18 protein-coding genes and 1 other RNA gene are annotated in these 20,008 nt (G+C 33.8%); 10 read left to right on the top strand and 9 right to left on the bottom strand.

Annotated features, from left to right (window positions below; translation table 11 throughout):
- On the bottom strand, positions 1-2,792 hold a 2,792-nt coding region (locus D778_RS07880), incomplete at its 3' end, for a SprB repeat-containing protein (protein WP_051052643.1).
- A 30-nt stretch (positions 2,793-2,822) separates the two neighbouring features.
- On the bottom strand, positions 2,823-3,329 hold the full coding sequence (locus D778_RS07875; protein ID WP_007649446.1) for a hypothetical protein: 507 nt from the start codon (positions 3,327-3,329) through the stop codon (positions 2,823-2,825).
- 476 nt (positions 3,330-3,805) lie between these two features.
- Here D778_RS07875 and D778_RS07870 point away from each other — a divergent pair, with 476 nt between their 5' ends.
- The 4 genes from D778_RS07870 to D778_RS07855 all read left to right on the top strand — a co-directional run bounded on the left by D778_RS07870 (position 3,806) and on the right by D778_RS07855 (position 8,066).
- A complete protein-coding gene (locus tag D778_RS07870) occupies positions 3,806-4,294 on the top strand; it encodes a SixA phosphatase family protein (RefSeq protein WP_007649445.1) in 489 nt (162 codons plus the stop codon).
- Positions 4,295-4,456: 162 nt separating this feature from the next.
- Entirely contained in the window at positions 4,457-6,532 is a 2,076-nt protein-coding gene (gene ppk1 / locus D778_RS07865) for a polyphosphate kinase 1 (RefSeq protein ID WP_007649444.1), read from the top strand.
- 1 nt (position 6,533) lies between these two features.
- The gene (locus D778_RS07860) at positions 6,534-7,439 is read left to right on the top strand and encodes a Ppx/GppA phosphatase family protein (RefSeq protein ID WP_007649443.1); all 906 of its coding nucleotides are present in this window, start codon (positions 6,534-6,536) and stop codon (positions 7,437-7,439) included.
- A 99-nt stretch (positions 7,440-7,538) separates the two neighbouring features.
- Positions 7,539-8,066 carry a porin family protein gene (locus tag D778_RS07855; RefSeq protein WP_007649442.1) on the top strand — a complete coding sequence of 176 codons (528 nt, stop codon included), beginning with the start codon at positions 7,539-7,541 and terminating at the stop codon, positions 8,064-8,066.
- 75 nt (positions 8,067-8,141) lie between these two features.
- Here D778_RS07855 and D778_RS07850 read toward each other — a convergent pair whose 3' ends face one another.
- The 4 genes from D778_RS07850 to D778_RS07835 all read right to left on the bottom strand — a co-directional run bounded on the left by D778_RS07850 (position 8,142) and on the right by D778_RS07835 (position 12,381).
- Positions 8,142-9,239: a T9SS type A sorting domain-containing protein gene (locus D778_RS07850; protein ID WP_007649441.1), complete on the bottom strand. Its 1,098-nt coding sequence runs from the start codon at positions 9,237-9,239 to the stop codon at positions 8,142-8,144.
- A gap of 34 nt (positions 9,240-9,273) precedes the next feature.
- Positions 9,274-9,855, bottom strand: a complete 582-nt coding sequence (locus D778_RS07845) for a MiaE family protein (protein WP_007649440.1) — start codon at positions 9,853-9,855, stop codon at positions 9,274-9,276.
- 58 nt (positions 9,856-9,913) lie between these two features.
- Positions 9,914-10,495, bottom strand: coding sequence for a hypothetical protein (locus D778_RS07840; RefSeq protein ID WP_007649439.1), 582 nt, complete (start codon positions 10,493-10,495; stop codon positions 9,914-9,916).
- 134 nt (positions 10,496-10,629) lie between these two features.
- Positions 10,630-12,381 carry a DNA polymerase III subunit gamma/tau gene (locus D778_RS07835; RefSeq protein WP_007649438.1) on the bottom strand — a complete coding sequence of 584 codons (1,752 nt, stop codon included), beginning with the start codon at positions 12,379-12,381 and terminating at the stop codon, positions 10,630-10,632.
- 204 nt (positions 12,382-12,585) lie between these two features.
- Between D778_RS07835 and rnpB the strand changes: the two genes are divergently transcribed.
- Positions 12,586-12,899: RNase P RNA component class A (rnpB, locus tag D778_RS14180), an RNA gene on the top strand.
- A 75-nt stretch (positions 12,900-12,974) separates the two neighbouring features.
- Here the strand turns inward: rnpB and D778_RS07830 are convergent.
- Genes D778_RS07830 through D778_RS07820 form a run of 3 tightly spaced genes read right to left on the bottom strand, consistent with a single transcriptional unit; the run spans position 12,975 to position 15,044 of the window.
- The gene (locus D778_RS07830; protein WP_007649437.1) at positions 12,975-13,505 is read right to left on the bottom strand and encodes an RsmD family RNA methyltransferase; all 531 of its coding nucleotides are present in this window, start codon (positions 13,503-13,505) and stop codon (positions 12,975-12,977) included.
- Complete coding sequence (locus tag D778_RS07825) at positions 13,505-14,326, bottom strand: DUF3822 family protein (RefSeq protein ID WP_040491856.1); 822 nt, start codon at positions 14,324-14,326, stop codon at positions 13,505-13,507. Before D778_RS07825 ends, D778_RS07830 begins: the two co-directional genes overlap by 1 nt.
- Positions 14,310-15,044 (bottom strand): hypothetical protein, encoded by a 735-nt coding sequence (locus D778_RS07820; RefSeq protein ID WP_202898526.1) that lies wholly within the window; start codon positions 15,042-15,044, stop codon positions 14,310-14,312. The genes D778_RS07825 and D778_RS07820 overlap by 17 nt, the downstream gene beginning before the upstream one ends.
- A 123-nt stretch (positions 15,045-15,167) precedes the next feature.
- Here D778_RS07820 and D778_RS07815 point away from each other — a divergent pair, with 123 nt between their 5' ends.
- The 5 genes from D778_RS07815 (at position 15,168) to D778_RS07795 (ending at position 19,876) form a co-directional block, all read left to right on the top strand.
- Positions 15,168-16,592 (top strand): ATP-dependent DNA helicase, encoded by a 1,425-nt coding sequence (locus D778_RS07815; RefSeq protein WP_007649430.1) that lies wholly within the window; start codon positions 15,168-15,170, stop codon positions 16,590-16,592.
- Between the two features lie 118 nt (positions 16,593-16,710).
- Positions 16,711-17,439: a 3-deoxy-manno-octulosonate cytidylyltransferase gene (kdsB, locus tag D778_RS07810; RefSeq protein WP_040491830.1), complete on the top strand. Its 729-nt coding sequence runs from the start codon at positions 16,711-16,713 to the stop codon at positions 17,437-17,439.
- A 29-nt stretch (positions 17,440-17,468) separates the two neighbouring features.
- Positions 17,469-18,215, top strand: a complete 747-nt coding sequence (locus D778_RS07805; protein WP_007649428.1) for an HAD family hydrolase — start codon at positions 17,469-17,471, stop codon at positions 18,213-18,215.
- 27 nt (positions 18,216-18,242) lie between these two features.
- Entirely contained in the window at positions 18,243-19,325 is a 1,083-nt protein-coding gene (locus tag D778_RS07800) for an iron-containing alcohol dehydrogenase family protein (protein ID WP_040491829.1), read from the top strand.
- 2 nt (positions 19,326-19,327) lie between these two features.
- Entirely contained in the window at positions 19,328-19,876 is a 549-nt protein-coding gene (locus D778_RS07795; RefSeq protein ID WP_007649426.1) for a 1-acyl-sn-glycerol-3-phosphate acyltransferase, read from the top strand.
- Positions 19,877-20,008: the final 132 nt, after the last annotated feature.

Raw genomic sequence — 20,008 nt, 5'->3', positions numbered from 1 at the left:
GAGCCAGAACCATCACAGTTATCGGTCCAGCCAAGGTTTGTCATGGCAGGAACGTCATCTATGCACTCAACGGTAATATCGGCAGGAGCCGTTTCAAATACTGGGTTTGTTGTATCTTGAACAGTAATGGTTTGCGTAGCCGAGGCAGATAATCCACAAGTATCAGTAATAGTAAATGTTCTTGTTACGGTTATTGGACATGTTCCAGAAGCACTGTCTTGATAAGTTATTTCAGCAACGTTATCTTCAGTATAGGTGCCACCTTCAGCTAAAAATTCAGCTTCGGTTATGATTACTTCTGTTTCAGAGTATGCCAATGCTGTTAAACCTCCTATTATAACATCGGTAGAAACACAACCTTCCACAGTTATTCCAGAAGGAGCTGTAATAATAGGAGCCGTGTTGTCATCCACTACAATCTCGTAAGTTGCAGTTGCTGTACAATTTGAGTTGGCATCATCAACGATAACCGTATATGATCCTGCAGGTAAACCTGATATATCTTGCGAAGTAGAATTAGCAGTATCATTCCATGAATATGTGTAACTGCCAGAACCACCTGACACGGAAATATCTATGGCACCAGTATTGTTGTCATTACAACTAGTAGGTGTAATGCTTTCTAATGAGATTGTAATTTGTTCGTAAACTGTAACTACTATAGGAATTCTATTAGGGCTCACACAATCCTCATCAATAGCTTCAGCCACATAGTATGTTGTTGTTCCAGAAGTACTTGTGTCAGGAGTGATACTGGTTTGTCCTATAGTTGAAGGATTATTATCTGTATAGTATAATAAAATATAATTTTGGTTTGAAGGAGTAGCTGCTAAAGGGCTAGCAGTGTCACCTATACAATAAAAGACATCGTTAGCAGTAGGAGTAGATGTAATAACCTCTACATGTATAGTAAATTGATAATAACAAGTTGTTGATCCAGGAGGAATAGCATAATACGTTCCTGTTACTGGAGGAAACGGATTAGAAGCATTGTATTGAATAGTAGAAGGGGTTAAAGGATATTCGTTATAATATTTTGTTCCTGGAGGAAATTCTGCACTAACCTGTGAAGTTTGGATAGGCGTAGATCCTATATTACAGAAATAAAAGTCCCTTACAGCCGTATAACTTCCACAATTATCAATTACATATTGTTGAGAATTTATTGGAATTATGCTAGGAGTAGGGATTGGTTCACCAATACACGCACCATCAGTTTGGTATCCTTGAATTAATTCTTGATTAAATACAGTTTCTGAGGTGTCACCAACACCACTAATAGTTCCTCCCAAAGAAATATCTGTACCACAATTTGCATTTACCAATAAGGCACAATCGGTAGTGGCAATAAGTTCAAATGAAAGAGTAGCCAATACATCGTTAGGGTTGTTTGGAACTGGCAAAGTACCTATTTCCCATACTATCGATCCTGTTGCTCCTAAATTAGGATTGTAGTAAGGAGCAGGAACAGGAGGTGATGATAAAGGTGGATTTACCGTATAACTAATACTTAAATCATTATAGGATGATGTATAAGGAATTGGTAAGGTAATAACTGTGTTGTTCACAGCTTCAGTCCCTTTGTTTTTAATTTCAATACCATATTCCACAATATCTCCTGGTACAACTTCAAGTGGTACCGGATTTGGCATGTTGTTAACAGATGTAGTAGTTACAATACCTTCTGCTTCTGGTACATAGGCATCTACAGAAAATACAATGTTGAAGATAATATAAGTATCTTGGGTAGAACCATACCTAAACTGTGTAGAGGTTTGGTTATTGTTTATTATAGAGTTGTTAGGGTTAGGGACATCAAACATACTAATATCCAAACCAGTATTGTTTTGACGGTTAATATTTCTAGGATTTCCACCTGTTTGTATGGATGAATTAAAAAAGTTATTTGTGCTATTTCCAGAGTGGCTTAAACTTTGGTATTGATTGTCGGATTGTCTACGAATTTGAAAATAATCACCAGATATTCCAACATCACCTTCACCAGCCATCATCCCTAGTTTGAAATTCACATCGCCATTTTGAACAGCTTTAAACCCTGACACATTTAAGGTATGACTGGCAGTTCCGCCAGTTACATAAGCATAACCATCAAAAACAGTTACATCTCTCCAATTCATTTTAGAGTTTTCATAAACAACTACCATTCCCCAGCCACCATAATAACCAGTACTTCCTCCATCACCTTCGGTAAGTGCAATATCTGCTACAAAATATTCACCCAAGCCAGCACTTCTCACTTCAGAGGTTACCTCTTTATAGGCAGCAAACATTCTGCTGTCACCAGGATATCTTATATCGCCAGCATCTGCAACCAAAGTTTGATAGGACTGTCCAGGGCCTTTAAACTTAATGGTTCTTTGTTGAAGTTCAGTAATATTGCTTCCACCTCTACCAGTCCAATAAAGTCCTGCATATATGATATTGGAACAATTAGGATTAGCTCCATTTTCAGTTGAAAACGTTAAGGTTGACGATGAAGAGTTGCTGGTTGATGGATCGCCATCAACATCAACATACTCCATATCGTTATTACTATTGTTTCTAGTATCGGTATAATTTTCCAGGGTAAGGTTGGTATTACCTATCATGGTAAAGTCCCCTTTAATATTGTATACTGTTTGACCCGGAGTAAAATCAGATTCCCTTGGAGTAAACGGAACCCTAACTTGACTGTAGCTAAAGAAACTAGCACTTAATAACATAACTGTTAATAAAACTAGTTTTAAAACATTTCTATTAGCTTGAATTTTAATAGCGTATAATTTTTTCATCTGTATAATAATTAAATATTATAATTTTATTTAGGACGGGTTTACAACTTTATAAAATACAGTTGTAACAGAATCTGTATTTAAGAGGAAGTTTCTAATTTGTTGGTCTGTACATTCAAACAAACATTTTACATACACATATCTCAATGAAGGAAATCCATTGATTCTTGACAAATCCAATCTATTGTTCAAATCGGATGCTCTATTTAATGTTATGGTAATTACTTCTACCTGACTATACAAATTGTTGTTGTCTAATAATAAGCTGCTTGAAGTTCCATCTAAAAGTTTTAACACCTTAGGACTTGTTTCACCAGTGACATTAATAATTCTCGAATTCTCTATGTATATGGTAGGATTTTTTCCATGCAATAATTGGTCAGGAATAGTCACAGAAGTCCTTAAATTGCTGTTTTCAGAATTGTCATCGAATATTCTCTGAATGTTTTCTTGTGCCAAAAGGTTGGCAGAAAAGAAAATGGATAGCATACAAACCAATAGAAAGTTTGAAAACGTTCGTTCAATTGTTTTTTTCATAATTTTTCAAGTTTAAATTGTAAACCTTAAATAATAAAAATGTTAAAACCTAAATTTTATCTTAATTCTTTGTATTTCAATATGTTGAAAATTGTTGAGGGAAGTACATTGACGTATCAATGCATAATGGATTAAGTTAATTTCTTGATTTGGGATCATCTTTGATTAATAGCTTACAATACAAATAAATAGCGATTCTTCAATCAAATCAAAAATAAATGTTAAATAACTCAAATATTCGATAACAGGAGTTCTACAAACACTTAATCGATGAAATGCAATAATTAACCGAACTTATAAATTTTGAAAACCTTAATATTAACCATTCATGGAACTTTATGCCATGCAATTACTAATTAACAATTAATTTTTATAGTTTTATAATAGCTTACTTATATTTTTATTTGTGGCCAAAATAAGTCATATGTCCGACATATGCAACACTTTGTCGATAAAAATTGCATTTAATCGTAAAAATGAAAAAAATAATTATTGTTAGACATGCTAAATCTTCTTGGAAAGAAGACTTGTCAGATCATGAAAGAGGCTTGGAATCTAGAGGTATTAAAGATGCAGAACTTGTTTCTTTATACTTTAAACAGTTTGAAACACAACCGGATATGGTACTTTCAAGTACTGCAAAAAGAGCTAAAAAAACTGCAGGAATCTTTATTGAAAACCTAAAAATAAATCCAGATTTGGTTCATTATTATAAAGAACTCTATGATTTTACAGGAGAAAGCCTTATCAAAACAATAAAAAACACATCAGACAATATTCAATGCTTGATGGTTTTTGGACATAACCATGCCTTGACCCATTTTGTGAATACCTTTGGCGATAGATATATAGACAATGTGCCTACAAGTGGGCTTGTGGTTATAGAATTTCATGTGGACTCCTGGAAACACATTTTTAAAGGACAAACACTAAAAATTATTTTTCCTAGGGATTTAAGAGAGTGATTCCTTGAAAATTTAATGGTCAAACGGGTTTTTATTGGTGTAAATTCCAGAACCATCATTCCTGCTTTTATTTTTTCAATATTGGCTTGTGCTTTAACTTAAAGTATGAGGTCATTCTATTCGGTATTTCATACTAATAGAATATATTTGTAGTATCTAAATATGTTTTTAATGACAAAAAGTGAGAAGCTTAATAACAGTTATGTTAACAGAGAAATAAGTTGGTTGCAATTTAATGCAAGAGTGCTACAGGAAGCTGCAGATAAAAATGTGCCATTAATTGAAAGATTGAGGTTTTTAGGAATTTTCTCAAACAATTTAGATGAGTTTTTTAAAGTACGTTATGCAACCGTAAAGCGTATTGTTGAAGCTGGAAAAGGTGCAAAAAGCGAGCTTGGAGGCATCAAGGCCAAGGAATTGTTGGAGGAAATCACCCAAATTGTTATCGCGCAACAAAGTGAAAGCTTAGAAATTTTGAGCAATATTCAAAGCAAGCTGGAAAAAGAGCATATTTATTTTATAAAAGAAGATGAAATAAACGAAGCGCAACATAAATTCATTAAACAATACTTTATTCAAAAAGTAAGCCCAGCCTTAGTAACCATTATCTTAAGTAATCAAGTAGACTTGCCCAACTTAAAGGATAGTGCCTCTTATTTAGCTGTTAAAATGGTTTTGAACAATGGAAAAAACCATCAGTATGCTTTAATAGAAATATCAAAAACCATGGATCGTTTTGTTGTGTTGCCAGAACAGAACGATATAAGCTATATCATCATGCTGGATGATTTGCTTCGATATTGCTTGGACGATATTTTTAACATTTTTGATTATGACAGCATCACTGCACATATGATAAAAATTACACGCGATGGTGAACTGGATTTTGACAGTGACTTGAGTAAAAGTTTCATAGAAAAAATTTCCGATAGTGTTAAACACAGACAAATAGGTGAACCTGTTAGGTTTGTTTATGATAAAACCATAGATAACGAAACCTTAACGTATCTCATGTCCAAAATGGGAATTGATTCCCACGATAGCATTATTCCTGGTGGTCGTTACCACAATCGTAGGGATTATATGGGCTTTCCAAGTCTTGGTAGAACCGATTTGCTCTACAATAAAATTGAACCCTTACCAATTAAAGGCTTGAGTTTGGAAGCCAGCATTTTTGATAGTGTGGCTAAAAAAGACTACTTGCTTTATGCGCCTTATCAAACCTTTTCGTATGTGGTAAAATTTTTAAGGGAAGCTGCATTGGACCCAAAAGTAAAAACCATAAAAATAACCATTTATAGACTTGCCGAAATTTCGCATGTGGCAAGTTCTCTCATCAATGCTGCAAAAAATGGAAAGAAAGTAACTGTATCCATAGAAATACAAGCTCGTTTTGACGAACAAGCCAACATAGATTATGCCGAGCAAATGCAAAACGAAGGCATTAATTTAATATTTGGTGTTCAAGGCTTAAAAGTGCATAGTAAAATGTGTGTGATAGAGAGAGAAGAAAACCATAAATTAAAACGTTATGGTTTTATAAGTACAGGGAACTTTAACGAGTCTACAGCTAAAATATATACAGATTACACTTTATTTACCTCAGACCAAAGAATATTAAAAGATATTAATAAGGTGTTTAATTTCTTTGAAATAAATTACAAAATCTACAGATACAAACACATTATTACCTCGCCTCATTATACACAAAAAGCCTTTTTTAAACTTATAGATACCGAAATCCAAAACGTGAAAGCTGGAAAACCAGCCTATATCAGATTGAAAATGAATAGTTTGTCCAGTTTTAAAATGGTAGACAAGTTATATGAAGCCAGTAGGGCAGGTGTTAAAATTCAAATGATTATTCGTGGCATTTGTTGCTTGATTCCAGGTGTAAAAGGAATGAGCGAAAATATTGAAGTAATAAGTATAGTAGATAAGTTTTTGGAACATACCAGACTGTACATGTTTTGCAATGATAATAACCCAAAGGTTTACATTTCATCAGCCGATTTCATGACCAGAAACATAGAAAACAGGGTAGAGGTGAGTTGTCCAATTTATGACGAAGACATTAAACAAGAACTTATAGATACCTTTAATATATCTTGGAGCGATAATGTAAAAGCCAGGATTTTAAACGAATCCCAAAAAAACGAATATAGAAAAAGCAAAGCACCAAAAATTAGATCGCAATTTGCTTTGTACGATTATTATTTAAAAAAACTTGAAAATTAAGATGCTTTCAATAAAAAAATATGCTGCTATAGATATTGGATCCAATGCTGTTAGACTTTTAATAGCAAATATAATTGAAGAGAAAGGTAAGGATACACGCTTTAAAAAAAGCTCATTGGTACGAGTGCCTATTCGTTTGGGAGCCGATGTATTTTTGGAGCAATACATTTCAGACCATAACAAAGAAAGAATGTTGGATACCATGAAAGCTTTCAAGTTGTTAATGAAAACCCATAAAGTTGTAAAATACAAAGCTTGTGCTACTTCAGCCATGAGAGAAGCAGCAAACGGGAAGGACATTTCAGAATTGATTTATAAAAAAACCAACATTAAAATAGATATTATAGAAGGTGAGGAAGAAGCTGCCATTATTGCCGCAACAGACCTGCATCAGTTTATTGATAAAAACAAAACCTATCTGTATGTGGATGTTGGAGGTGGAAGTACCGAATTTACTGTAATCCACAATGGAAAATCCATAACTTCAAAGTCCTTTAAAATTGGGACGGTAAGATTATTGAACGACATTGTTAAAAAAGAAACCTGGAACGAACTGGAGACTTGGATCAAGAAACATACAGAAGCTTATGAAAAAATTGATGTTATAGGCTCTGGTGGTAACATTAATAAAATATTTAAAATCTCCGGGAAACCTTTGGGTAAACCCTTAACCTATTTCTATTTAACTTCTTATTACAATACCTTACAATCGTATTCATATGAAGAGCGAATTACCGAACTGGATTTGAATCAAGACCGAGCAGACGTTATTATTCCTGCCACACGTATTTACCTCTCTGCCATGAAATGGAGTGGTGCCAAAGATATTTATGTTCCAAAAATCGGATTGTCCGATGGCATTATAAAAAGCATCTATTACGATACGGTTTCAAGCAATACACAGTAAAAATTATACATTTAATCTTTAATATATATCACTTTTCGGCAAAACGTATATATTAGCTTCATTAGAAACCCGAAACTACTTTTTTAAAAATATTTTATTATGAAAAAAACAATTTTTCTTTTGGCTTTTGTAATATGCTCAACCTATTCATTTTCACAAGGAAGCTTATATGGCATTCGTGCTGGTTTAAACATTTCCAATTTGGATTTTGAACCAAGTCCAATTTTTGATAACACACATAGAAACGGTTTTGCCATTGGTTTTTTTGGTGAATACGATTTATCCAAGACTGTTGCCATTGCTCCAGAAATCCAGTTTTCTGCCGAAGGTGCCAAAGACAAAGATTTAAGGATTGATTACATACAAATACCAGTATTAATGAAATATAGATTTGGAGAAAGATTCTCTGTAGGTGCTGGTCCAATGGCAGGTGTAAAAGTTTGGGAACATGAAGATGGTTACAAAAACTTTGCTTTTTCTGTTGTAGGAGGCTTGGAGTTTTTTGTTACCAACGATATTTTTATTGATGCCAGATACCATTATGGTTTTACCAATGTGCTTGACGATGAATCTGCGTTCGAAGCAAAAAACAGCAACATTCAAATAGGTGTTGGTGTAAAGATTTAGTAGAGATATTAAACAATAAAAAAACTCCAATATGGCGACATATTGGAGTTTTTTGTTTTTAAATATTAAGAATGATTATTCTTTGATAAATTTTAAAATATGTTGTTGACTGTTTTTGTCTGAAACAACTAAAAAATAAACACCAGTTTTTAAATATGAAACATTAATTTTATTCTGACTTAACACTTCTTTTTCAATAATGATTTTACCTTCCATAGAGTGAATTGAATACGATAAGTTTTCAAAATCATCATTTTCTGTCGAAATTTTCAATTCCTCATGTACTGGATTTTGTGTGATTTTAATTGAATTTCTTTCTGTAAATTTAGAATTTGAAAGGGTTTGTCTGCCAAAAACAAGTACATTGTTGTCACTGTTTGTTAATGTTAAAATGGCATTATTACTAGTTCCTGTAATATTGTAAGCATGTAACATGGTGCCTGAATTATTATGATCTGTTAATAGATGTAAGTATAAATCTTCTTCTGAGGGTTCACAAAAAGCAAGAGTAGCTCCACCAAATATAAGTTCTAATACATTTGGAGATGGAATTGTTGAAGAAGCCCAATATGCATTACATTTCATTTCTCCTTCATTGTCATACAAATTGAAATTGGAATTATCTATTGTAAAATTCAATCTGTAATTATATGGAGAAGTTGTTATAGGTGGATTGCTATATGCAGTAATGGTATGCAGATACCAATCACCCAATAAACTTGTCTCCAAAGCCAATTCTTGTCTGCCATATAAGACATAATTACCATTGCTATGTATTAGTTTTAAAGTTTCGTTAATTCCAGTACCATTTAGCTCGTATGAAAAGATTGGAACATCGGTATACAATCCTAAAAAACTCCACATGTAAGGATTAAGAAAAAGATCCTCTTCATTTTCATAACTACAGAAGCCTCCCAAAGCAGAAAAATTGGTAATACTAATTGTATTATCATTATTAAATACATAACTGCCAGCATAGCTATTGGAACATATATTTCCATAGAAAGTGGTTTCGCTGTCTATATTAAATGTATTAATCGAGTTTGGTATGGTACTGTATTGTTGCGTGTTTTCAATGTTAATGTAATGTAAAAACCATTCGCCTTGTATTTCATTTTGGCTAAAAGAATTTAAACTAATAAGTAAGGCGAAAACAAAGTAGTATGTTTTCATAAATAATTGAGATTTTTACCTAAGATACAAAATCTTATCCATGAATGGTTTCTTTTTTACCAAGGTCTTTCATGATATCTGCTTCAAAATCAAGTAGGTCTTGCCATTTTTTATCCACTTCCTTTCGGTCTCCATATTGTCTGGCAAACCTTAAAAACATGGTATAATGGTTGGCTTCACTTACCATAAGTTTTCGATAAAATTCTGCCAAATCCTTGTCTTCCAATTCTTCTGACAGTAACCTAAAACGTTCACAACTTCTGGCTTCAATTAAAGCAGCATAAAGCAGTCTATGGACCAATTGTGTGGTTCTACTGCCTCCTTTTGGAAAGAAAGTAATTAGTTTTAATACATATTCGTCTTTTCTATCGCGACCCAAAGTCCAACCGTTGTCCAAAATCCTATCGTGAACCATTTTAAAATGACTTATTTCTTCTTTTACCAAAGCAATCATTTCCTGCACCAGTTCAGTATATTCTGGAAAGCCAACTATTAAAGAGATAGCTGTACTTGCAGCTTTCTGTTCGCAATAGGCATGATCTGTTAAAATATCTTCAATGTTTTTTTCTACTATATTTATCCAACGTGGATCTGTTGGTAATTTTAAGCCAAGCATATGGTATGGTTTATGGTTAAAGTTTAATATTCAAAGTTCAAAGTTCAAAGTTTAAAGTTCAAGTTTGTTCATTAAAAGCATAAAGCTCTTGAACTTCCTTCAAAACAAGGTTTCCTTCAGAATCTATAAGAATGTCACAAAATTTTATTGTCTCATTTTGAATGTCCTTTATCATTGCAGATAAAACAAGGCCATGATTTTTAACTGAAGAGACTTGGTTTACCATGACATTAATAATAGCCTTATTTAATTGAAGATTGTTGTTGTGTTTATGTATGAATTCTTTATCAATTCTCTCATTAAAAATTTCTTTGTCATTCTTTGTAACAATCACATCTGTAACAAATTCCCTATAATATTTCTTATAAACAATACTGTCTTGCTTAAATTCGTTTACAATATGTTTGTCCATAATTGTATAGGTTTTCAATTTTACATGAAACCCGTTGTATAAAATGGTATCTGTTGCAACTTCTGTATAAGTTTCCGGAACGTAGGTGATGTTTTCAGAAAAAGAGTCCAATAATTTGTTTTCAATTAAAACTTCTGTATTGGTTTTAAACACTCTGTCTCTGCCATCGCAGCTTATGGAAACTATTCCAATGGTAGCGATTACCAATAAAAAAATAAACTGTTTCATCAAAAAAAAAAGGTTTACAAAGGCACTAATTTAGCTAATTGTTATCAAACTCTTAACGCTTTCAAATTATATAATACCAATGTTTTTAATTATTGGATAACTTTAAACTGAAATTGAAAACAATTTATTTTATTTTAAATATCCAAATCAAAGGTTTTCCTTAAAGTTTCTATCATTGGATTTTTTTCCAAGAGCTTTTCATATTTTTCCCTGGTTGTGTACGCGTATTGCTTTTCCATCTCTTCATTGACGTCTATAGAGAGTTGAAGCTCGTAATTGTTAAGGGATTTTTTCAAGAACATCATTAAATCGTATTGCTGACGTTCCACTTCAACTTTATTGGTGGCATTTGGAAATTCCAAGTAAATGGTGGTTCCTTCAAGTTTTGGAGTGTCTATGGATAAAATGGAAGCCAAATTAAATTGTCCTTTTTCTTCCAATTGTTTGATAAAGCTGTTCCAATACCCCATAAAATCTTCATAGGTAAAAGCGTCTGTTGGCAAATTTTCTTCATCAACAACCACTTCCATCTGTTTGATTTCATGTTCTTTTTTGGCTTTAATGCTTTTTAAAGACAAGCCAGATGTAGCTTTCTTACCACTATTAAGCGAAATTTTAGGAATGTGGACCTCTTTAGGTTCAGATACTTTTTTCTCTGGGTTTTTTGTAGGTTGAACAGGGTTTGTAGTTGTATTTGAATAAGTTTTCTGCTTAGGTTCCTGAACCTTGGTCTCTAATGTTTTTGGAACAGAAACAGGAACAGGTTTAATACCTTTATTTATAAAATAACTAGCAGGAATTATGAAGTTTTTGCTATTTTTTTTTTCTCCATCAAAAGTGATAGAGGCAAGTTGCATAAGGCATAATTCAACCAGTAACCGTTGGTTTTTACTGGATTTGTATTTGAGGTCACAATCGTTTGCAAGCTCAATACCTTGAAGTAAAAATGTTTGCGAAGCCTTTTGTGATTGAATCAGGTATTTTTCCTTGGTTTCTTCTCCAACTTCCAACAATTCCACGGTTTCAGAATTTTTGCAGACCAGCAAATCCCTAAAGTGACTTGCCAAACCAGCAATGTAATGATGTCCATCAAAACCTTTGGCCAATATGTTGTTAAACTGCATTAATAGACTAGGAATATTGTTTTCAAGTATATAATCTGTACTGGTAAAATAAGTTTCGTAATCAAGAACATTCAAGTTTTCTGTAACAGCCTGTCTGGTTAAGTTTTTTCCAGAAAAACTAACCACACGATCAAAAATGGAAAGAGCATCACGCATGGCTCCATCTGCTTTTTGGGCAATAATGTGAAGCGCATCGTCTTCAGCTTCTATACCTTGCTCTTCGGCTATATACTTTAAATAGTCTTTGGCATCTTTAACTGTAATCCGTTTAAAGTCGAATATTTGGCAACGGGATAAAATGGTTGGTATAATTTTATGCTTTTCAGTAGTTGCAAGTATAAAAATACAGTGTTTTGGCGGTTCTTCCAAGGTCTTTAAAAAGGCATTAAAAGCAGCTTGGGACAACATGTGTACCTCATCAATAATATACACTTTATATTTTCCAACTTGTGGTGGAATCCTCACCTGATCGGTTAATTCCCTAATTTGGTCCACACCGTTATTGGAAGCAGCATCCAATTCAAAAATATTAAATGCAAAATCTTCATCTTCCTTTTCATTGCCATCACTGTTTATCATTTTTGCCAAGATACGTGCGCAAGTGGTTTTTCCTACACCACGAGGGCCTGTAAACAATAAGGCTTGTGCTAAATGGTTGTTTTCAATGGCATTCAATAAGGTGTTTGTAATAGCCTGCTGCCCAACGACATCTTTAAATGTTTGGGGTCTGTATTTACGTGCAGATACTACAAAGTGTTCCATGTAACAAAGTTAAAAATTCAAATCGTATTTTAGAATTTAGAGTTTAAAATTTAATACGAGTTATTAACAAATACACACCCTTTTGGTTTAGGGATAATAGTTCATTAAACAACTTGAGGCCTTGTTTAAAAAACATTTTAGCCCTTTAGGGTTTTAGGCATAAGGCACGTTAGTCTTTTAAAACTTATTTGCCTATTTTTGCAGCAAGCAGATCGCCTTATCGCTGTTCGTTTAGTCGAATGGAGGAAAGTCCGAACACCATAGTGCAACATAGTGGTTAATGGCCACCAGTCGTGAGGCTAGGAAAAGTGCAACAGAAAGAATGTACAGGTTATGCTGTAGTGAAATCAGGTAAACTCTATGTGGTGCAATGTCATGTAAACCAACGTTTGAAGGCTGCACGCTTGATGTTGGAGGGTAGGCAGCTAAAGTGCTCTGGCAACAGCGCACTCAGATAAATGATAAGGGCTTTTATGAAAATGAAAGTACAGAATTCGGCTTATAGATTTGCTTTGTTAAACAGTCCCATTTAGTGCTTGCTATTTGGGATTTGTTTTTTATGGTTATACTTATCCCCATCATTATTTGCTATTTCAAAAAAAACTGAACACATTGCCTCCATAAGCTTTAGAATAGCTAAAATTCTCAACTTGAGATAAATCTGTATGTTTGGAATGTTCCACGATTAAAATGCCACCTTCTTCCAATAGATTCTTGTTAAAAACCAGGTGAGGGATTTTTATAAAATCCTCTAAAGTAAAATCATAAGGAGGATCGGCAAAAATAATCGTGGCTTTTTGTGTGGTCTTTTCCAAAAACTTAAACACATCGCTTTTTATGGTTTGTATGGGCATGTTAAAACTTTTTGAGGTGTCGTTTATAAATTTAATACACCCAAAATCCTTGTCTACACAAGTAATTTGTGTGGTGCCTCTGGAAGCAAATTCATAACTAATATTGCCAGTGCCTGCAAACAGATCCAGAACCTTTATCTCATCCAGGTAAAATTGATTGTTAAGGATGTTGAACAAGGCTTCTTTCGCCATATCTGTCGTTGGGCGAACAGGAAGTTTTTTTGGTGCAATAATGCGTCTGCCTTTAAATTGTCCGGATACTATGCGCATTAGAAACTTTGTATTAATACAAAATCGGAATAATTGGATTTTGGTTTGTGGATATAATGATACGTATCCAAGCGTTTTCCAAAATGGATATGTCTAATATATTTGTAAAGCATCTTGTAAAGATTGGAGTCTTTTTCAATATCACCTAAAAGCATTAATTTTATGGTTTCAGGATTTAGTTTTAATTGTTCAATGGTGAACAGGATATAATAAATAAAATCTTCTTTGGTTGAATAATCAAAGGTATTGTAGAGTATGAGTTTGCCTTTATTGGTCACTACAATTTCAAAATGATCTTTACTGACGTTTATATATAATTTGGCATCTTCTTCATGTTTTTCAATTTGCAATATCTTATCTATCAAAATTGATGAAAAATGACTGTAAGTAAAAGCTCCAAAGGTATCGTAAATATAATTATTGATGTTAACATAAGGCACATATACACTTACGCTATCGTTTATTTCCAGTGTATCGAATGCTATAAAATCCGATTTCAAGATTTTTGAGTTAAATTTTAAATAATCGGCTAAATGTGCTTCGTCAAACAAAGGTTTAGGCACAATGGTTGCCAGTTCATTCACATAAATTACATGTACTTTGTTGAAGGTGCTTTGTAAGGCTGTTTCAGTATTGAAAAGGTGTTTCAAAAAGTCCAAGGCCTCAAAAGGCGATAGTTTTTTGTCCTTTTCAAAATGTTTTAAATAAGAAATGGTTTTCTTATCTGTATTTAGGATACAAAAAGAAAGTCCATTCAAACTTACTTGAATGGACAAATCTTGATTAGTTAGTTTATGTTCAGTTTTATTCGCTATCTCCATAGGTTTTTGGCCAATTTCCATTGGTTTTAACTTCTTCCATAGATCCAACCTTTAAAGCGTCTCCATTAACTCCATCTACCGAAACAACTTGGTTTTCTTGGGCAATCAAGTCTTTGTCTTGGTCGTGTAAAATGACACTTTTCTTTACACTTGCCTCAAAAACCGGAATTTTTAAATCGTTTTGTTCCAATAAGCCTGCCTGCATTTCAAACTGTGCATCTGTATTGGGAACGTTCATCATGGTTTTATATCTGTCAGAGTTTTTAAATAAAGAGTCTTTAACAGATTTAAAACCTAAGGTATCTATAATTGTAATTTCTTTGGTCGTTTCCACACCACCATAACGTCTTGTTAATTCTTCATCGATAACTGTGGAATCCCTACGTTGAGTAATGGTAAATTGGGCTGTATCTATAAACTTCACCAAGTTATCAAAAGTTGGTGCAAATTTACCTGTAACTTGTTGGTGCGCCAATTGGGCATCTCTTATATCAATTAGCTTCTCAATAACTGCAGCGTAACGTTTGTTTTTTACTTTGTTAAATTGAATAGGCTCATAAATAGACATAAAGGTTAAATATCCTAAATAGAAAATCAAAGCCCAAAGTGCTATAGTCAATACTGGCTTTACTTTAGAAGGAACATATTTGTCAATTAGCCATACTAAACCAATTGTAACTACTATTACAGCAACAGCTATAAGAATTATTTTAAACATAGTGTCAGTTATTAAATTTTATTAAGGTACAACGCAAATCTACAATTTTTTTTTAATCGTAAAAACCAAAGGACGTAAAAATCATTCCTATATTTGATGAAATTTAATAAATTAACACCTTTCATGACCTCTTCGGAATTTTATTCACTTATAAAACAGCAATTTCCATTCAAACCTACATCCAAGCAAGAAATTGTTTTATTGCAACTTTCCGAATTTATTTTCAGTAAAGACCCCAAAGCACTTTATTTATTGAAAGGATATGCAGGAACTGGTAAAACAACAATTGTAGGTACTATAGTTTCAAATTTATGGAAAGCAAAAAAAAGTGCTGTTTTAATGGCTCCAACTGGTCGTGCAGCCAAAGTAATTTCCAATTATTCAGGAAAAGAAGCTTTTACCATTCACAAAAAAATATACTTTCCCAAAAAGGACAAAGGAGGTGGTGTTAAGTTTGTTCTACAACCAAACAAGCACAAAAACACCATATTTATTGTAGATGAAGCCTCCATGATTCCAGATACTCCTGGCGAATCCAAATTATTTGAAAACGGTTCGTTGCTCGACGATTTAATGCAATATGTGTATTCTGGTTTTAATTGTAAACTTTTGTTAATAGGTGATACAGCTCAATTGCCACCTGTTAAACTGGATTTAAGCCCAGCTCTGGATGCAAATACCTTGGAGTTAAACTATAACAAACAAGTTACCAAAATGGAACTGGATGAAGTTGTAAGGCAAGAACTTGATTCTGGAATACTGGTAAACGCAACCAACCTAAGAGAAGCACTTACAGATACGTTTTTTGACACGTTTAAATTTAATTTAAACACTTACACAGATATCGTGAGGTTGATTGATGGCCATGAAATCATGGACGCAATCAACGATGCTTACAGTACGCTTGGAAACGAAGAAACAGCTATTGTTGTTAGAAGCAACAAACGGGCTAATTTGTATAACCAACAGATACGAAACCGAATCCTGTTTAACGAAAACGAGCTGACAGCAGGAGATTTTTTAATGGTTGTTAAAAACAATTATTTCTGGATAAAACCCACAACCGAAGCAGGTTTTATTGCCAATGGAGACATTGTGGAGGTGTTGGAGATCTTTAACATTTTAGACCTGTATGGTTTTCGTTTTGCTGAAGTTAAAATACGCATGGTAGATTACCCTAGAATGAGACCTTTTGAAACCGTATTGCTCTTAGATACCATTTCTGCCGAAACACCATCGTTGACCTATGAAGATTCCAACAGACTTTACCAAGAGGTTATGAAGGATTATGAAAACGAAACCAGTAAGTATAAAAAGTTTCTAAGCGTGAAGAACAACAAATACTTTAATGCCTTACAGGTAAAATTCTCTTATGCCATAACCTGTCATAAATCTCAAGGAGGCCAATGGAACACCGTTTTTGTAGAGCAACCGTATTTGCCAGAAGGTATCACCAAAGATTATTTGCGTTGGCTTTATACTGCAGTTACAAGAGCCAAGGAAAAGCTCTATCTTATTGGGTTTAAAGATGAATTTTTTGCTGAATAATAAACAAAACTTACTGCTATTACATTAGTAGTTTGGGAAAGAGAGAAAGTTTCGGCTGTTTAAGGCGTCTAATATCTTTTAAAAATCCTATTTTTGAACTAATAAAGTCACATGTTACATGAAAATTATCTCCATGATACCAGCACGTTATAGTGCCTCCCGATTTCCAGGAAAACTTATGCAGGATTTGGAAGGGAAATCGGTTATTAGACGAACCTATGAAGCTACTGTAAACACAGGCCTATTTGATGATGTTTTTGTGGTTACAGATAGCCAGATTATTTTCAATGAGATTACAAATCATGGAGGTAAAGCCATTATGAGCCAGAAAGAACACGAGTGTGGAAGCGATAGAATTGCAGAAGCCGTAGAATTTATGGATATAGATATTGTGGTCAATGTTCAGGGAGATGAACCTTTTACAGAAGTGTCCTCCTTAAAAAAACTCATTGAGGTTTTTAAGCACGATGCAAGCAAAGAAATTGATTTAGCTTCCTTAATGGTTCACATTACAGATTGGGACGAAATTAAAAACCCAAATACCGTAAAGGTTATTGTGGATAAAGACAACTTTGCACTTTATTTTTCAAGAAGTCCAATTCCATACCCAAGAGACGAAACCGTTCAGGTAAAATACCATAAACACAAAGGGGTTTATGCTTTTAGAAAAGAAGCATTGTTGGATTTTTACAGATTGCCCATGTTAAAACTGGAAGCTTCCGAAAAAATTGAATGCATCAGGTATTTGGAATATGGCAAAAAAATAAAAATGGTGGAAACAGATGTGCAAGGTGTGGAAATAGATACACCAGAAGATTTGGAACGAGCCAAAAAGTTGTGGAAATAAAAATAATTTCTTTACCTGTAGGAAAATAGATGGTAAAAGGAATCTATAAAGTTATTTATAAAAAAACAGATTTGATAAAAGAATACAAAAACATAAAAGTGATTGGTTTTGATGCCGACGATACGCTTTGGGTAAACGAAACCTATTTTCGGGATGCAGAAGTAGCCTTTGCAAAACTGTTGTCAAAGTACGAAACCCTAAACAAAATCGATCAAGAGCTTTTTAAAATGGAGATGAAAAATCTTCCTCTCTATGGTTATGGCGTAAAAGGGTTTGTACTATCCATGGTTGAAATGGCTCTGGAACTGTCCAACAACAACGTATCTCCCAAAACCATTCAAGAGATCTTGGATATTGGAAAAGACATGCTGAACAAGCCTGTGGAGTTATTGGATGGGGTAGAAGAAGTATTAAAGACGCTGTCATCAAAATATCGTCTAATTTTAGCAACAAAAGGCGATTTACTGGACCAACAAAGAAAATTGGAAAAATCTGGTTTAACAGATTATTTTCATCATATTGAAGTATTGATAGACAAACAAGAGGCTAATTATTCCAAACTTTTAAATCATTTGGATATTAAACCATCCGAATTTTTAATGATAGGCAATTCATTAAAATCAGATGTATTACCTTTAGTAAATATTAAGGCACATGCCATTCATGTGCCTTTTCATACAACTTGGACGCACGAACAGGTTGATGAGAAAGAAACCAATGGCAAAACCTATAAAACAGTAGCTGGATTATTGGACATTTTGCCATTACTAAACTAATTTGATAATTATAGTTATTACATATTCATGAGTTATAAAAATTTCCCAATGGTGTCCAAAGTGGTTTTCGGACGAGGCAGTTTTAATCAATTAGGAGATATACTTTCACCAAAACGATTAAATGTAAAAGCACCATTTATATTTATAGTGGACGACGTATTTCAAGGAAATTCTTGGATAACCTCAAGAATACCATTGGCTTACGAAGACAAGATATATTACATCTCTGCAGATGAGGAACCTAAAACCTCACAAGTGGATGACCTGGTTGAAGAAATTATCCTGAACTATAAAGCCTTACCTTCTGGTATTATTGGCATAGGTGGAGGTACCATTATGGACCTGGCAAAAGCTGTTTCCATTATGCTTACCAATAAAGGGGAATCTAAAGATTATCAAGGTTGGGACTTGGTGAAAAAACCAGCTATATACCACGTTGGGATACCTACCATTTCTGGAACAGGAGCCGAAGTGTCTAGAACTACCGTTTTAACAGGCCCAGAAAGAAAGTTGGGAATCAATTCAGATTACACACCATTCGACCAAGTGGTTCTGGATCCAGAATTAACCAAGGACGTTCCAAAAAATCAATGGTTCTACACAGGAATGGATTGCTATATTCACTGTATAGAATCGTTAAACGGTACTTTCTTAAATGCCTTTAGTAAAAGTTATGGCGAAAAAGCCTATGAACTTTGTGTGGAACTGTTCTTGGATAACAACTTAACAGAAGAAGAAGCTCAAGATAAATTAATGATGGCTTCTTGGCATGGAGGCATGAGTATTGCTTACTCACAAGTAGGAGTGGCCCACGCTATGAGTTATGGCTTAGGTTATTTACTTGGTACCAAACATGGTGTTGGGAATTGTATTGTGTTCAATCAGTTGGAAGAGTTTTATCCAGAAGGTGTAGCACTTTTCAAGAAAATGAAAGACAAACACAATATCGATCTACCTCAAGGCATCTGTGCCAATTTATCTGACAAAGAGTTTGATATTATGATTGATGTGGCTTTAAGCTTGGAACCATTATGGGAAAATGCTTTAGGGAAACATTGGAAAAAAACCATGACACGAGACAAATTAAAAGAACTTTATCTTAAAATGTAAGCGTGCGTAAACTTGCTAAATTTATTTATTTTAAGGTTTTGGGATGGCAGTTGGTTGGAAACACCAACATGTCCAAGGATACGGTTAAAAAAGCTGTTTTAATAGCTTTACCACATACCAGTTGGCATGATTTTTACATTGGTTTGTTATTAAGAAAAGTGATTGGGATTAAATCCAATTTTATTGGCAAAAAGGAACTTTTTGTTTGGCCTTTTGGATATTACTTTCGCGCTATAGGTGGCAGACCCATAGATAGGACTTCGGGACAAAATAAGGTTCAGGCCATAGCTCAACTATTTGAAGAAAACAATGAATTTCGTTTAACCTTAGCACCAGAAGGAACCAGAAAAAAAGTAGACGAATGGCGAACCGGTTTTTACTTTATTGCCAAAGCTGCAAACGTGCCCATAATTATGTTTACCTTGGATTTTAAAAATAAGCAGAACAAGGTGTCAGAACCTTTTTACCCTACAGAGGATATGGAAGCCGATTTTAAATTCATGAGACAGTTTTTTGAAGGTGTAGTTGGCAAAATTCCTGAGTATTCATAGGCGTTTGGCATACCTTTTGCCCTTATTGAATTAGATTAGTAAATGAAACATAAAGTAAACTTTTGTCCCTAAAAAGAAACATTTACTAATAGAAAAAAAAGCTACTTAGTTTTAAGTAGCTTTTGTTTTTTT

Source organism: Xanthomarina gelatinilytica, assembly GCF_000348685.1.
Classification (GTDB): domain Bacteria; phylum Bacteroidota; class Bacteroidia; order Flavobacteriales; family Flavobacteriaceae; genus Xanthomarina; species Xanthomarina gelatinilytica.
The sequence above is the reverse complement of the archived record's forward strand: the minus strand, read 5'-3'. Positions and strand labels throughout refer to the sequence as shown.